Annotated in this window: 12 protein-coding genes; 3 read left to right on the top strand and 9 right to left on the bottom strand. The window is 70.4% G+C overall.

Translation table 11 applies throughout. The features are described 5' to 3' along the window. The gene (locus ABH923_RS01985) at positions 1 to 1,389 is read left to right on the top strand and encodes an NAD(P)/FAD-dependent oxidoreductase (RefSeq protein ID WP_370053541.1); all 1,389 of its coding nucleotides are present in this window, start codon (positions 1 to 3) and stop codon (positions 1,387 to 1,389) included. 104 nt (positions 1,390 to 1,493) lie between these two features. Here ABH923_RS01985 and ABH923_RS01990 read toward each other — a convergent pair whose 3' ends face one another. The 3 genes from ABH923_RS01990 to ABH923_RS02000 are packed head-to-tail and all read right to left on the bottom strand — an operon-like array spanning position 1,494 to position 3,626. Then, the gene (locus tag ABH923_RS01990; protein ID WP_370053542.1) at positions 1,494 to 2,273 is read right to left on the bottom strand and encodes an AMP nucleosidase; all 780 of its coding nucleotides are present in this window, start codon (positions 2,271 to 2,273) and stop codon (positions 1,494 to 1,496) included. 27 nt (positions 2,274 to 2,300) lie between these two features. After that, positions 2,301 to 3,023 (bottom strand): VIT family protein, encoded by a 723-nt coding sequence (locus ABH923_RS01995; RefSeq protein WP_370053544.1) that lies wholly within the window; start codon positions 3,021 to 3,023, stop codon positions 2,301 to 2,303. A 51-nt stretch (positions 3,024 to 3,074) separates the two neighbouring features. Further along, entirely contained in the window at positions 3,075 to 3,626 is a 552-nt protein-coding gene (locus ABH923_RS02000; protein WP_370053546.1) for a DUF2127 domain-containing protein, read from the bottom strand. Positions 3,627 to 3,725: 99 nt separating this feature from the next. On the opposite strand from ABH923_RS02000, the gene gdhA reads away from it, so the two are divergent. Then, complete coding sequence (gene gdhA / locus ABH923_RS02005; RefSeq protein ID WP_370053548.1) at positions 3,726 to 5,075, top strand: NADP-specific glutamate dehydrogenase; 1,350 nt, start codon at positions 3,726 to 3,728, stop codon at positions 5,073 to 5,075. A 24-nt stretch (positions 5,076 to 5,099) separates the two neighbouring features. On the opposite strand, the gene ABH923_RS02010 is transcribed toward gdhA, so the two are convergent. Further along, complete coding sequence (locus tag ABH923_RS02010) at positions 5,100 to 6,923, bottom strand: DEAD/DEAH box helicase (RefSeq protein WP_370053550.1); 1,824 nt, start codon at positions 6,921 to 6,923, stop codon at positions 5,100 to 5,102. A gap of 106 nt (positions 6,924 to 7,029) precedes the next feature. Between ABH923_RS02010 and ABH923_RS02015 the strand changes: the two genes are divergently transcribed. Then, positions 7,030 to 7,827: an SGNH/GDSL hydrolase family protein gene (locus ABH923_RS02015; protein WP_370053552.1), complete on the top strand. Its 798-nt coding sequence runs from the start codon at positions 7,030 to 7,032 to the stop codon at positions 7,825 to 7,827. 9 nt (positions 7,828 to 7,836) lie between these two features. Here the strand turns inward: ABH923_RS02015 and ABH923_RS02020 are convergent, their stop codons facing one another. The 5 genes from ABH923_RS02020 to ABH923_RS02040 all read right to left on the bottom strand — a co-directional run bounded on the left by ABH923_RS02020 (position 7,837) and on the right by ABH923_RS02040 (position 15,082). Next, entirely contained in the window at positions 7,837 to 10,050 is a 2,214-nt protein-coding gene (locus tag ABH923_RS02020) for an acyltransferase family protein (protein ID WP_370053554.1), read from the bottom strand. Then, positions 10,047 to 12,260: an acyltransferase family protein gene (locus tag ABH923_RS02025; protein ID WP_370053556.1), complete on the bottom strand. Its 2,214-nt coding sequence runs from the start codon at positions 12,258 to 12,260 to the stop codon at positions 10,047 to 10,049. Before ABH923_RS02025 ends, ABH923_RS02020 begins: the two co-directional genes overlap by 4 nt. A gap of 162 nt (positions 12,261 to 12,422) precedes the next feature. Next, the gene (locus ABH923_RS02030) at positions 12,423 to 13,682 is read right to left on the bottom strand and encodes a D-alanyl-D-alanine carboxypeptidase family protein (protein WP_370053558.1); all 1,260 of its coding nucleotides are present in this window, start codon (positions 13,680 to 13,682) and stop codon (positions 12,423 to 12,425) included. Positions 13,683 to 13,736: 54 nt separating this feature from the next. Further along, complete coding sequence (locus ABH923_RS02035; protein ID WP_370053559.1) at positions 13,737 to 14,270, bottom strand: AAA family ATPase; 534 nt, start codon at positions 14,268 to 14,270, stop codon at positions 13,737 to 13,739. After that, positions 14,267 to 15,082 carry a TrmH family RNA methyltransferase gene (locus ABH923_RS02040; protein ID WP_370053561.1) on the bottom strand — a complete coding sequence of 272 codons (816 nt, stop codon included), beginning with the start codon at positions 15,080 to 15,082 and terminating at the stop codon, positions 14,267 to 14,269. The genes ABH923_RS02035 and ABH923_RS02040 overlap by 4 nt, the downstream gene beginning before the upstream one ends. Between the last annotated feature and the right edge of the window lie 44 nt (positions 15,083 to 15,126).

Below are 15,126 nucleotides of genomic sequence, written 5' to 3' on the forward strand. Positions count from 1 at the left end.
GTGGACTACCGCAGTGTCGGCTTCTGGTTCGACTCGATCGCCGAGGCCGAGGACGGCTTCCGTCCCCGCCCGGCCCTGGCCGACGACGCCACCGTGGACGTGGCCATCGTCGGCGCGGGCCTCACGGGTCTCTGGACGGCCTACTACCTCCAGGAGCTCGACCCCGGCCTGAAGATCCTGCTGCTGGAGCGGGAGGTCGCCGGCTTCGGCGCGTCCGGCCGCAACGGCGGCTGGTGCTCCGCGCTGTTCCCCTGGTCGGCCTCCGCCCTCGACGCCCGCTACGGCCGCGAGGCCGCGGTCGCGCAACGCCAGGCGATGGTGGACACCGTGGCCGAGGTCGGCCGCGTCGCCGCCGCCGAGGACATCGACTGCGACTACGTCCGCGGCGGCACCGTGACCTTCGCCCGCGACCGCGTCCAGCTCGCCGCCGCGCGAGCCGAGTTCGCCGAGTCCGAGGAGTACGGCGTCGACCGGGTGGCGCTCGCCGGAACCGAGACGGTGCAGGATCGCTACGGCGTCCCGGACGCCGTCGCTGCGACCATCACGCCCGCGTGCGCGCGCGTCCACCCCGCCAAGCTCGTGCGCGGCCTCGCCCGCGCCGTCGAGCGCCGCGGAGCCACCATCGTAGAGCGGACGGAGGTCCTGAGCTGGACGGACGGCGTCGTCCGCGTGCGCGTCGGCGGCGTCGAGCGCACGGTGACGGCGGGCACGGTCGTGAACGCCACCGAGGGCTACGGCTCGCAGCTCCCCCAGGTGGGCAGGAGCGTCCTCCCGCTGTACTCGCTGATGATCGCGACCGAGCCACTGTCCGACGCGGTGTGGGACCGGATCGGCATCGAGCACGGCCAGACTTTCGCGGACTTCCGCCACCTGATCGTCTACGGGCAGCGCACAGCGGACAACCGGATCGCGTTCGGCGGCCGCGGCGCCCGCTACCACCTGGGCAGCGCCATCCACCCGTCGTACGACCGCTCACCGCGCGTGCGCGACCACCTCGTCCGCACCCTCGGCGAGCTGTTCCCCGCGGTCGCGGGCGTGCGGATCACGCACCACTGGGGCGGCCCGCTCGGCGTGCCGCGCGACTGGCACGCCGCGGTCGGCATCGACCGCGGGTCGCGGGAGGCCTGGGCCGGCGGCTACGTCGGAGACGGCCTGAGCACGACGAACCTCGCCGGCCGCACCCTCGCCGACCTGATCACCGACCGGCGCACCGCGCTCACGGAGCTCCCGTGGGTCGGCCACCGCTCGCCGCGCTGGGAGCCCGAGCCGCTGCGCTTCCTCGGCGCCAACGCGGGACTCGTCGCCATGGAGGGCGCCGACCTGGAGGAGCGCGCCACCGCCCGCCCGTCCCTCATCGCCCGCGCCATGGCCCCCCTCACCGGCCACTGACGCGCACTCCCACCCCCAAACAATCCGCCGAGGGGCACGTTGTTGTCACTTACGGGCTCGAAAAGTGACAACAACGTGCCCCTCGGCGGAGGGCGGGCGACGGGTTAGGCGTCTTCGAAGCGGAGGTGGCGGACGCTGCGTCCGTTGCGGCGGACGAGGCGCAGCGCCTCCACGCCAATCCGGATGTGCCGTTCGACGAATTGCGCGGTCACGCTCCGGTCGCTCTCGGCGGTCTTGACGCCTTCCGGGATCATCGGCTGGTCCGACACCAGCAGCAGCGCCCCGGCCGGGATGTGGTTGGCGAACCCGGCAGCGAAGATCGTCGCCGTCTCCATGTCGACCGCCATGCACCTGGTCTGCCGCAGGTAGGTCTTGAAGGTGTCGTCGTGCTCCCACACCCGCCGGTTCGTCGTGTACACCGTGCCGGTCCAGTAGTCGTAGCCGGCGTCGCGGATGCTGGTGGAGACACCGCGCTGGAGCTGGAAGGCCGGCAGCGCGGGCACCTCCGGCGGCAGGTAGTCGTTCGACGTCCCCTCGCCGCGGATGGCCGCGATCGGCAGCACCAGGTCGCCGAGCTGGTTCTTCTTCTTCACCCCGCCGCACTTGCCGAGGAAGAGCGCCGCCTTCGGGCTCACCGCGCTCAGCAGGTCCATGATCGTCGCCGCGTTCGGGCTGCCCATGCCGAAGTTGATCATCGTGATGCCGTCGGCGGTCGCGTTCGGCATCGAGCGGTCGGTGCCGCGGACCTCCGCGCCGTACCACTCGGCGAACCGGTAGACGTAGTCGCCGAAGTTGGTGAGCAGGACGTGCTCGCCGAACTCCTCCAGCGGCGTGCCGGTGTAGCGGGGCAGCCAGTCCCGCACGATCTCCAGCTTCTCCTTCATCGCTCCCCCTTCAGCAGCCCGAGGGCGTCAGCCTACCGTCGTGCCGAGCAGCGCGCCGATCGCGAACGTGGCCGCCAGCGCCAGCGCGCCGCCGATCACCACACGCAGCATCGCCTTGCCGCGCGAGGCGCCGCCGATGTAGGCCGCGACGTAGCCGGTGGCCGCCAGCGCGATCAGCACGACCACGAAGGTCAGCGGGATGCGGATGGCCGGCGGCGTCAGGATGGTCAGCAGCGGCAGGATGCCGCCGATCGTGAACGAGATGGCGGACGCGATCGCGGCGTGCCACGGGCTCACCACGTCGTCCTGGTCGATGCCGAGCTCAGCGGAGAGGTGCGCGGCGAGCGCGTCGTGCTCGGTGAGCTCGATCGCGACCTGGCGCGCGGTCTCGGGCTTGAGGCCCTTCGCCTCGTAGAGTCCGGTCAGCTCGGCCAACTCCTCCTCCGGCATCTCCTCCAGCTCGCGGCGCTCCTTCGCGATGAGCGCGTGCTCGCTGTCACGCTGGCTGCTCACCGACACGTACTCGCCAAGGGCCATCGAGATCGCGCCGCCGACCAGGGCGGCGAGGCCGGCGGTCAGGATGGCGGGGACGGCAGGCGTGGCCCCCGCGACACCGACGACGACCGCCGCGACGGACACGATGCCGTCGTTGGCGCCGAGGACGCCGGCCCTCAGCCAGTTCAGCCGTTGCGCGATCCCCTCGCGGTGGGGTTCGTCGGGGTGCTTTCCGTTCACGGTCTCCGCGGTCATAGCGTCAGCCTAGGAACCTCGCGCCCCGGATTCCAGCAAGCGCAGCCGAACCTAACCCGCGGCCGGCTGGCCCTCGGCCGCCTTCGCGCGTCTCGCCGCCCGCAGCCGGCGCTGCACGCGGTACTCGTGGACGGTCAGCGCCACGATGAGCAGGTCGAACAGGGTGAGCCCGAGCAGCCCCCAGGAGAAGTGCCTGGCCAGCTCCCACGTCTGCCAGCCGATGAACACCACGAGGAAGCCCAGCATCCACGGGTACGCCCAGAGCTGCTCCTTCAGCACCGCCCAGACGAGCACGACCTTCACGACGCCGTGCAGCAGCAGGTAGACCGCGCCGAACAGCGTCGCGGAGCCGGTGAGGGTGTGGCCGAAGTGGACGATCCAGTTGGAGACCGGGTCGTTCGGGTCCTCCCCGAGCTCGTGCTGCGTGAGGAAGACGACGACCGCGTTCATCCGCTGCGGCGTGAGGAAGAGCAGCAGGACGCCGCCGATGAGCTCGAGCACACCGTCCGCGCCCTTCAGCACCAGGGTCACGCGGAAGAGGACCTCCAGGAACCGCTCCCCGCGGTCGATGGTGCCGTGTTCGGCGTCGCGCTCCGTGCTCATTCCCCCATCGAACCACCGGAGTGGAGGGCGCTCGTGGCGAAGCCGGCGAGTTGTATGAGAGTAGACTCAGAAATCTTACGTATAGAGAAAGGCCTCCGTGTGACTCCCGCGCTCTCCTCCCTCCTGGACGACGTCCTCCGCCGCAACGCCGGGGAGCCCGAATTCCATCAGGCGGCACGCGAAGTGCTCGGCTCGCTGGGCCCGGTCATCGAGGCCAACCCGCACTACGCACGCGCGGCCGTGCTGGAGCGCATGACGGAGCCGGAGCGACAGCTCATCTTCCGGGTGCCGTGGACGGACGACGAGGGGAACATCCGTGTCAACCGCGGGTTCCGGGTGGAGTTCAACTCGGCGCTCGGCCCGTACAAGGGCGGCCTGCGCTTCCACCCGAGCGTCACGCTCGGCACGGTGAAGTTCCTCGGCTTCGAGCAGATCTTCAAGAACGCGCTCACCGGCCTCCCGATCGGCGGCGGCAAGGGCGGCAGCGACTTCGACCCGAAGGGCCGCTCCGACGCCGAGGTGATGCGGTTCTGCCAGTCGTTCATGACCGAGCTGTACCGCCACCTCGGCGAGTACACCGACGTGCCGGCGGGCGACATCGGCGTCGGCGGCCGCGAGATCGGCTACCTGTTCGGCCAGTACAAGCGCATCACGAACCGCTACGAGTCGGGCGTGCTGACCGGCAAAGGCGTCGGCTGGGGAGGCTCGCTGGTCCGCACGGAGGCGACCGGCTTCGGCGCCGTCGTGTTCGCGCAACGGATGCTCGCCACCCGCGGGCGCTCCTTCGACGGCGCGCGGGTGCTCGTCTCCGGCTCCGGCAACGTCGCGCTGTACGCCATCCAGAAGGTGCACCAGCTCGGCGGGACCGTCATGGCGTGCTCGGACTCCTCCGGCGTCGTCTACGACCGCGACGGCATCGACGTCGAGCTGCTCCGCCGGCTCAAGGAGGTGGAGCGCGCCCGCCTGTCCGAGTACGCGGCCCGGCGCCCCTCCGCGGACTACCGCGCCAACGGCGACATCTGGGCGCTCGCGGCCGAGACCCCGATCGACGTCGCGATCCCCTGCGCCACGCAGAACGAGCTGGACGCGACCGCCGCCACCACCCTCGCGGGCAACGGCGTCGCCGCCGTGGTCGAGGGCGCGAACATGCCGTGCACGCCGGAGGCCGTCCACGTGCTGCGCGCGGCCGGCGTGCTGTTCGCGCCGGGCAAGGCGGCGAACGCGGGCGGCGTGGCGACCTCGGCCCTGGAGATGCAGCAGAACGCGTCGCGGGACGCCTGGACGCTCGAGTACGCCGAGCAGCGCCTCGACGACATCATGACCGCCATCCACGACAGCTGCGCGGAGACCGCCGAGCAGTACGGCGCCCCGGGCGACTACGTGCTGGGGGCGAACGTCGCGGGGTTCGTCCGGGTCGCGGACGCGATGCTGGCCCTCGGGGTCATCTAAGCGCGTCCCGGGCGCCGCGTCCCGCTACCGCCCGATCCGCTTCCGCAGCCACTCGATGCGCTGCTGGAGCTGCGACACGCTCGCCTGCGCCACCGCCGGACCGCCGCACACGCGGCGCAGCTCGGCGTGGATGAGACCGTGCGGCTCCCCCGAGTTCTTCGAGTAGAGGCCGACCAGGCTGTTGAGGAGCTGCCGCTGCTCCTTGAGCGTGCGGTGCAGCGGCGCGGGCGGGTGCCCGTCGGCCGCGGCCGGCCGGGACGAGTGCCGTCGCGCCTGCCGCTGCTGACGCTGCATCAGGAGGTCGTGCACCTGGTCGGGCTCCAGGATGCCGGGGAGCCCGATGAAATCGAGCTCCTCGTCGGTGCCCGGCACCGCGAACCCGCCGAACTCGCGCCCGTCGTAGACCACGCGGTCGAAGTTGGCCTCCGACCCGAGCGCCTCGAACGCGAACTGCTCGGTCAGCGCCTCCGACGCGCGGGACTCCTTGTTGGCGTCCGCGACCAGGGCGTCCTCCGGGTTCCAGAGGTCACCCTCCCCGCCCTCCTCCGTCGGCCGGTCGAGCGCGTGGTCGCGCTCCATCTCCAGGGCGTTCGCGAGCGCCATGAGGGTCGGGACGTTCGGCAGGAACACCGACGCCGTCTCGCCACGGCGGCGCGCGCGCACGAAGCGCCCGATCGCCTGCGCGAAGAACAGCGGGGTGGAGGCGCTGGTCGCGTACACGCCGACCGCCAGCCGCGGCACATCCACGCCCTCCGACACCATCCGCACCGCGACCATCCACCGCGAGTCGCCCGCGGAGAAGTCGGCGATCCGGTCGCTGGCCTCCTTCTCGTCCGAGAGCACGACGGTGACCGGCTCCCCGCTGATCTGCTGCAGGAGGTCGGCGTAGGCGCGGGCCGTGTAGTGGTCGGTCGCGATCACGAGGCCGCCGGCGTCCGGGATGGAGTTGCGCACCTCGGTGAGCCGCCGGTCCGCCGCGCTCAGCACCGCCGGGATCCACTCCCCGCGCGGGTCGAGCGCCGTGCGCCAGGCCCGCGACGTGATGTCCTTGGTGTTGCCCTCGCCGAGCCGCGCCTCCATCTCGTCGCCGGTCTTGGTGCGCCAGCGCATGTGCCCGGCGTAGACCATGAAGATCACCGGGCGCACGACGCCGTCGCTGAGCGCACGGCCGTAGCCGTAGTTGTAGTCGGTGACCGAGGTGCGGATGCCCTGCCGGTCGGGCAGGTAGGCGACGAACGGGATCGGCGCGGTGTCGGAGCGGAACGGCGTCCCCGTCAGCGACAGCCGCCGGGTGGCTCGCTCGAACGCGTCGCGGATCCCGTCGCCCCAGGACAGCGCGTCACCGCCGTGGTGCACCTCATCCAGGATGACGAGCGTGCGGTACGACTCGGTGATGTCCTTGTGCAGGCTCGGCCGCATCGCCACCTGCGCGTAGGTGACCGCGGCGCCCTTGTAGTGCCGGGCGTACCGCCCGTCCGCGTTGCGGAAGTCGGGGTCGAGGTGGAGGCCGACCCGGGCCGCCGCCTCCGCCCACTGCCGCTTCAGGTGCTCGGTCGGCGCGACGACGGTGACCCGCTCGACGACGCGGCGCGACAGCAGCTCGGTCGCCAGCCGGAGCGCGAAGGTGGTCTTTCCTGCGCCCGGCGTCGCGGCCGCGAGGAAGTCGCGCGGCTCGTGCACGAAGTAGGCGTCGAGGGCCTCCGCCTGCCAGGCGCGGAGCTTGCCGGCGGTGCCCCAGGCGGCGCGCTCGGGGAACGACGGGGACAGGTGCTCGGCGGCGAAACTGCCCGCGCGGGCGCCGGCCGAGAGGTCGAGTTCTGCACTGTCTGCGGGTACGCCAGCGCTCATCCCGGGCTCATCGGGCAAGGCTGCTGCGTTCGTCTCCACTTGGATCGAATCTACCGGAGCCGCCTGACAATCGCCGCCGGGCCTCCGCCGGATGCAGAATGGAGGGATGGTCCAAGCTCAGCATCCGTGGTCCCGCTATGTCGCGATCGGCGACTCGTTCACCGAGGGCATCGGCGACCCGGAGCCGCTCAGCCCGGGCGGACACCGCGGCTGGGCCGACCGCGTGGCGGAGGTGCTGAGCAGCAAGACGGACGACTTCGCCTACGCGAACCTGGCCGTCCGCGGCAAGCTGATCAAGCAGATCCTGGACGAGCAGGTCGACGCGGCGGTCGCCCTCCGCCCCGACCTCATCACGATCTCGGCCGGCGGCAACGACGTCATCCGCCCCGGCACCGACCCGGACGTGATCGCCGCGCTGTTCGACGAGGCGGTGCGCCGCCTGAGCGCGGAGGGCGCCACGGTGGTGGTCTTCACGGGCGCGGACGTCGGCTTCTCCCCCGTGTTCCGCGGCATCCGCGGCAAGGTCGCGATCTACAACGAGAACATCCGCGCGGTCGCCGCGAAGTACGACGCGATCGTCGCCGACCTGTGGTCGCTCACCGAGATCCAGGACGTCCGGATGTGGGCCCCCGACCGCCTCCACCTCGCCCCGCTCGGCCACCACACCGTCGCCCGCATGGTCCTGGCCGCCCTCAACGTGGACAACGACCTCCAGCCCCTCGAGCCGGAACCGCTACCCGCCCGGACCTGGCGGCAGGCCCGCGCGGAGGACCTGTCGTGGGCGCGCGAGTACCTGGTGCCGTGGGTGCTGCGGCGCATCCGGCACCAGTCGTCGGGGGATCATGTGCTGCCGAAGCGTCCGCAGGCGGGGCCGTTCGTGATCGAGGTCGTCGAGGAGGAGTGAGCCGGGGAGCTACGTGCCGGTGAGGCTCACACCCGACTCGGCGAGGAGGGCGACGAACGCCGGCGCGATGTACCGCGCGTACTCCTCGGTGATGTGCGTCATGTCGAACTTGACCGGTATGCCGTCGACGAAGGCCGGACATGTGTTGGAGACGCAGAAGAGCTGCTTGGTGTCGACGAACTGTCCGCCGGTCTCTGTGAGAGTCTGCTCGGCCGACATGGTGTACTTCTTCCAGGTCGGCTGAACGGCGGTCACGCAGTCGGCCGGTGCGCTTCGAGGGGAATAGCACTCCCGCACATCCTTCTGGGCAGGGGGCGGCGCAAGGAGGACGACCTTTCCGACGGTGGGTGTGATCCTCTCGAGATACCGTTTGAGGCCCTGTTGGTACTCGGCGGGCGTGATCTTCTTCCCCGTGTCGAGGTTGATATCCGCAGCCGGTCCGTTCGCGATGAAGACGATCTCCGGTCGCATTTCGGCCAGAGTGGAGATCGCGAGCTCTTTGCGCCCGGGGCAGGCGGCCTCGTACTGGGGATTCGGACTGTTCGTGTGGATGTCGACGAAGGGGCAACTGTAGAGTCCGAGCGATGTGACCCGGAGCTGCCCGCCCGATCCCTCGGCAAGGGCACGGATCATCGCCACATAGGCGATCGACATCGAATCGCCCACGAGTGCCACGGAGTGCGGGGCGTTCGCGTCACCCCAGGTGCACTTGTCCACTCCTGGATAGTTCGAACTCGCGCACGCGTGCACGGCTGGCTCGAATTGGTAGTTCTCGACGACACTGTCCATGCTCGGGCTGAGCTCTGGCCAGCTCTTAGCGGCGAGAGCCGTCGTGATCGCCGTCGAGAGCGAGTCGAGCGCGACTCGATCGGCGCCGCCGCCGAGCATGTCTCCCGTCTCCGGCGCCGCTGTCTTCTCCGCGGACGCCTGGGGAGTCGACGAGTTCCGATCCACCGTGAATGCGAACACCAGAGCTCCGACGGTGGCCACCGCCACCGCTCCGAGGGTCACAGCTCTGGCTCGCGAGCCCGACGCTCCGCGTGACCGCTTCTTCTTCCGTGGCTCCAACCACGACGAACGGCGAACAGGCTCCTCGATGAAGCGGTACGACAATGCCGCCAGCACGACCGAGAGCGCGATGGATTCGAGCGCGGGGATCGCCGTTCCGGAGGCCGATGTCCCGCGGGCCAGCTCCGCCACGAGGATGAGCGCCGGGAAATGCCAGAGGTACAGCGAGTAGGAGATGTCCCCGATATAGCTCAGGAACGGGTTGTCCAGTGGGTTGAGCCACGAACGCCTCGGCTGCCAGGGGAAGGCGATGAAAGCCGCGGTGCTGAGCACGGCGAGCGCGGCCCACGGTGCGGGGAAACCCTGGCCGGACGGCGTGATCGCGCTCGCCAGGATCATGCCCGCCAGCGCGAGCAGAGCGATGGCGGGACGGTAGAAGGCCGGCAACCGCGAGAACCACGGCATACAGAGCGCCACCGTTGCGCCGACCGAGAGTTCCCAAAGCCGGGCAGGCGTGATGAAGTAGGCGCTCGCACTGTCGGCCTGTGTGAGCTGCAGGGAGAGTATGAAGAGGGCGGCCGTGATCGCGAGGGTGATCGCGGCGGCGAGCACGCGCGGCCGACTTCCGCGTGCGACGAGCAGAGCGATGGCGAGGATCGCCGCCGGCCAGACCAGGTAGTACTGCTCCTCCAGACTGAGCGACCAATAGTGCTGCAGCGGGGAGGTCTGGGCGCCCTGCGCGAAGTAGTCGGTCTGTGCGGCGGCGAACCGCCAGTTGGAGACGAAGAACAGCGACGCGAGCGCATCCCAGACGGTCGTGACGAACCGGCCGGACGTGAACAGTGCCCACGCGCCGATCACGGTGGCGGCCAGCACCGCGACGGACGCCGGAATGAGCCGCCGGATGCGCCGGCGGTAGAACGCGAGAAACCTGATGCGCCCGCTCCGCTCGTACTCGCGGTGCAGCACCGACGTCATCAGGAAACCGGAGATGACGAAGAAGATGTCGACGCCGACGAAGCCGCCGGCGGGCCACTCGAAGGCGTGGTTTAGGACGACAAGCCCGACGGCGACGGCACGCAGGCCCTGCAGGTCGAGCCGCACTTTCGTACGCGACGGCTCCGGCGCCCCGCGGCGAGCCGCCGGGACCGCCGCACGCGACCGGCGCACCTCGGAACGCCTCTGCGGCGTGGTCATCGTCTCGGAGCCGGTCATTCGTGCTCTCCGTCTTCCTGCGCTCCGGCGAGGCCGATCCCCTGCTGCGCCACAAGCGCGACGAACCCGGCGGCGATGTGGCGCGAGTACTCCTCGGTGTGATGGATATGGTCGAATTTGATCGGCATCCCCGAGGCGAACGCCGGACATTTCGACTTCACGCAGAAGAGGTGCCGGCTGTCGATCCACGCACCGCCGAATTCTGCGGCGAGGGCGGCTTCCGCCTTTCCCATCGCCTTCCAGCGGGAGGGCACCGTCGTGATGCACGCGTTGGGTCCGGTTCGAGGCGAGTAGCACTCGCGCACGTCCTTCTCCGCCGGCGGAGGCGCGAGCAGCAGGACCTTGCCGGTGTTCGGCGTGATCCGCTCGAGGAACGGGCGCAGTCCTGCCGCATACTCGTCGGGCGTGAATGGCGCGCCGTCGCTGGTCTTGTTCAGCGGGATGTACGTGTTGGAGACGATGACGACATCCGGCTTCAGCTCCGCGATGTTGTCGATCGCCTGTCCCTTGCGCCCCGGGCATGCCCGCTTGAACGACGCCTCACCGTTCGTCGTCTCGAAGTCCACGAACGGGCACGCGTACATGCCGAGGGTGCTGACCGTGAGCTGACCGTTCGAACCGTCTGCGAGCGCGCGCAGCATCGCGACATAGCCGACCGAGATGGAGTCGCCGACGATCGCCACGGAGTGCGGCGCGTCAGCGGCGCCCCAGGTGCACGACCCCAGGCCGGGGAAGACTTGATTCGAGCACGCGATCGTCGCGTCATCCCGCTCGTATCCCGCTACTGCGCTGTCCATGCTCGGACTGAGCTCGGGCCAGCTCTTCGCCGTGAGCGCGGTCGCCAGCTCGGCTGAGAGGGAGTCGAGCGCGGGCCGATCGGCGCCTGGGTCGAGCACGTCTGCCGTTTGCGACGGCGCCGTCGCTGCGGCCGAGGGCTCCCGGTCCGTTGCGCGATCGTCTGCGATGAACGCGAGCGCGAGCGCCGCTGCGGTGACCGCGGATGCGGCGAGGACGATGAGCGGTTTGGCCCGCGAGCGGCCGGCCATGCGCCGCTTCCTCCGCGGCTCCAACCAGGCAGATTTCCGCACCGTCTCCTCGACATACCGGTACGACACCTCGGACAACCCGAACGCGATCACGATCGACACCACCGCCGGGATCGCGGTCTTCTCCCCTGGCAGCCCCCGGAACGCCTCCGCGATGAGGATGAGCGCCGGGAAGTGCCACAGGTAGAGCGAGTACGAGATGTCCCCGACATGCGAGACGACCGGGTTCGCGAGCGGGTTGAGCCACGCCCGCCGCGGTTGCCACGGGAACGCGATGAACACGGCCGTGCTGATGACCGCCACCAGCGCCCAGGGCGCGGGGAACCCCGCTCCCGACGGGGTGATGACGGCCGCCGTGATCATGCCGGCGAGCGAGAGCAGCATGATCGACGGGCGCCACATCGACGGGAGCCGGTCGAACAGCGGCATGCAGAGTGCGACCGTCGAACCGATCGAGAGCTCCCACAGGCGGGCCGGGGTGATGAAGTAGGCGGTCGCGCTGTCGGCCTCCGTGAGTTGGAGCGCCACGAGGAAGAGGCCTGCTGTGACCACCAGGCACAGCGCGGCGGCCAGGACCCGCGGGCGGTGCCGACCGGCCACGAGCAACCCCAGCACGAGGACCGCGATCGGCCAGACGAGGTAGTACTGCTCCTCCAGGCTCAGCGACCAGTAGTGCTGCAACGGCGAGGTCTGCGCCCCCTGCGCGAAGTAGTCGGTCTGGACGGCGGCGAACCGCCAGTTGGAGACGAAGAACAGCGCGGCGACGCCGTCCCACACCGTCGAGAGGAACCGGCCAGGGCCGAACAGCGCGAAGGCTCCCGCGATCGTCACTGCGATCACCGTCGCGGATGCGGGGATCAAGCGCCGGATGCGGCGGCGGTAGAACGCGGAGAACCGGATCGTCCCCGAGCGCTCGTACTCCCGGTACAGCAGCGAGGTCATGAGGAACCCCGAGATCACGAAGAAGATGTCGACCCCGACGAAGCCGCCCGCCGGCCACTCGAACGCGTGGTTCAGGATGACGAGTCCGACCGCGAGCGCACGGAGGCCCTGCAGGTCGAGTCGTTTGACCGTGGGAGCGGTCGCGGAGCGGGTCGTCGCGGACGATCGGGAACGGCGGCGGCCGGATTCGGCGCGCGTGAGAGTCTGGGTGTCAGGGTCCATGAACGGTGGGGCCTCAGCGGGTTGTGGGGGAACCTCATCACGCTAAGGGGACGATCCGCCCATGAGAGACCTCACATGTGGGATATCCGGGCGGACACTCCGAACGCGGCCGCCGGACTCACCCCGGCGATCACCCGGGCACCAGCAAGAACAGGGCCGGGCTCAGGTCCCCAGTCCCCCTGGGTGCGCCAACCGCCACCCGAACCCCGGGTCCGGCACATCCTTCGCCAGCGCCAGGTCCACCGTCTTCGCCGCCCCGTTGACCGTGAACGTCACGTGCCCGACGACATCCCCCTTGAACCCCGACTGCAGTCGCTGCGTCGACAGGTCCACCGTGACCGGGGTGTCCGACCACACCACGAAGCTCTGGCCCGAGGTCGCGACCACGTTGGAGGCCGCGCCCCATTTGGTCGTGTAGGAGCCGAAGACCTGGCCCGTCGTCGCGGCCGTCACCTCGTGGAAGCCCGCCTGCATGCTGGTCAGCAGTCCGCTCACTCCCGCCCACAGCGTGTCGTGGTCGGCCGCGCCCAGCACGACGCCGAGCACGCGCACCTTCTCGGCGCCCACCGGCACCTCGGCCGAGAACAGCAGGCAGAATCCCGCCTCGTCGGTGTTGCCGGTCTTGATGCCGTCCACCCCGTCGACGCCCAGCAGCGCATTGGTGTTGTCCTGCGCGCCGGCGCCGGGGAGCGTCGCCGACTTCTGCGAGACGATCGCGGAGAGCGCGGGCGAGGCGAGAACGAGCTTGCCGATCCCGATCAGATCCTTCGTGCTGCTCACGTTGCCGGGGTCGAGGCCGTCCGGGGTCACGACCTTCGTGCCGGTGAAGCCCTTCGACGCGAGCCAGCTGTTCGCCGCCTCGAGGTAGGCGGAGGTGGAGCCGAAGGCCCAGTTCGCCAGCGAGATCGCGTAGTTGTTGGCCGACGGGAGCAGCATCGCGGTGAGCGCCTGCTTCTCGGTCATCGACGTGCCCGCCTTCACGGGAGCCCAGGAGCCGCCGGCGGCGATCACCTGGTTCCAGATGTCGACGTCCTTCTGCGTGAACGCGATGGTCGGGCCGTCCGCGTTTCCGTCCAGCGGCTTGGCCTGGAGGACGACGAGGGCGGTGATCGTCTTGGTCATGCTCGCGATCGGCATGCTCGCGTCGCTGCCGTGGTACTCGGTCGCGCCCGGATAGTCGGGCGCGGTGATCGCGGCCGACCCGTAGCCGGGCCAGTTCAGCTGCGCCGCAGCCTGCGTGAGGGAGGTCTCGTGCTGGGTGACGGCGGCGGTGGCCGGGATCGGGGTGATGACCGAGCCGAAGACGTAGAGGAGGGCGAGCAGCAGCACGCCGCCGACTCCGAAGACGACGATCCGGCGGCGGCGGTAGACCTGCTTGCGGTTCTGGCGGCGCGGCGGATCGGCGAGGACTTGCTGAGGCACCTTCGGATTCTAGGGGGGTGCACTGAGGCATCCGCTGAGAACGCGCCAGTGCGCTCAGGAGGCCCCGGCACCGGGAAGCGACCGGACGACCCGATCCGCCACCTGGCCCGGCGTGAGCCCACCGGTGTCGACGACCGTGCCCGCGTCGTGGAGCCACGAACGCGCGGCGGCCGCGTACGGCTCGACGTACGCGTGCCGGAACGTCGAGGGCCCGAGGTCCTCGTCGTTGTCGATCCTGCTGACCAGCACCTCCTCGTCGGCATGCAGGACGACGTGCTGGACGGGTATCCCGTAACCGGCAAGACCCGCCTCGATCTCGCGCCAGTAGTCCTCGACCAGGACGGTCATGGGGACGATCAGCGTCCCGCCGACGTAGTCGATCAGGCGCCGCGCGGTCTCCACGACCAGCGGACGCCACAGCGGCCAGTGCTGGAAGTCGTCCGTCGCGGGAAGGCCGGGCCGCACATCCATCAGGACCTCGCCGACCTTCTCGGCGTCGAAGATGCGGGAGTCCGGGATCCGCTGCTGCACCAGCGCGCTCGTGGTCGTCTTCCCGACGCCGTGCGTGCCGTTCAGCCAGACGATCATGCCTGCGGCTCCACCCGCATCGCCCACAGCACCACCGCGCTCGCGGACGCGACGTTCAGCGAGTCCACCCCGTGCAGCATCGGGATCGTGACCACGGTGTCCACGGCCGCCAGCGCCCGCCGGCTGAGCCCGTCGCCCTCCGACCCGAACACGAGGGCGGCGCGCTCCGGGGCGCGGGCGGCGTACTCGTCCAGGGAGACCGCCTCGTCCGCGAGCGCGAGCGCCGCGATCTCGAATCCGGCCCCGTGCAGCAGCGGCGCGGCCTCGTCCCATTCCGGGATGCGCGTCCACGGCACCTGGAGGACGGTGCCCATGCTCACGCGAACGCTCCGGCGATAGAGCGGGTCGGCGCAGCGCGGGCTGACCAGCACTGCGTCGGCGCCGAGGCCGGCGACACTGCGGAAGATCGCCCCGACATTCGTATGGTCCACGATGTCCTCCAGCACCACGACCCGCCTGGCCCCAGCGAGCAACGAGCGTGGATCCGGCAGCTCCGGCCGGTGCATCGCCGCCAGCGCCCCGCGGTGGAGGTGATACCCGGTGAGCTGCTCCAGCAGCGCGGACTCCCCCACGAACACCGGCACGTCGGGGTAGTCGGCGAGCAGCGGCGCCACGTCGTCCAGCCACTGCTCCTGCAGCAGCACGGACCGCGGCCGGTGTCCGGCGGCGAGCGCGCGGGTGATCACCTTGGTCGACTCCGCGATGTAGAGGCCGCCCTCCGGCTCGCTCACCCGCCGCAGTGCGACGTCGGTCAGACGGGAGTAGTCGGCGAGGCCATCGGCGGTCAGGTCGGTCACGCGGTGGATGTGCACCCGTCCAGATTGCCAGTAGCCGGAAACAAACTCGAAAAGCGGCC

Source organism: Leifsonia sp. EB41 (genome assembly GCF_041262565.1).
Classification (GTDB): domain Bacteria; phylum Actinomycetota; class Actinomycetes; order Actinomycetales; family Microbacteriaceae; genus Leifsonia.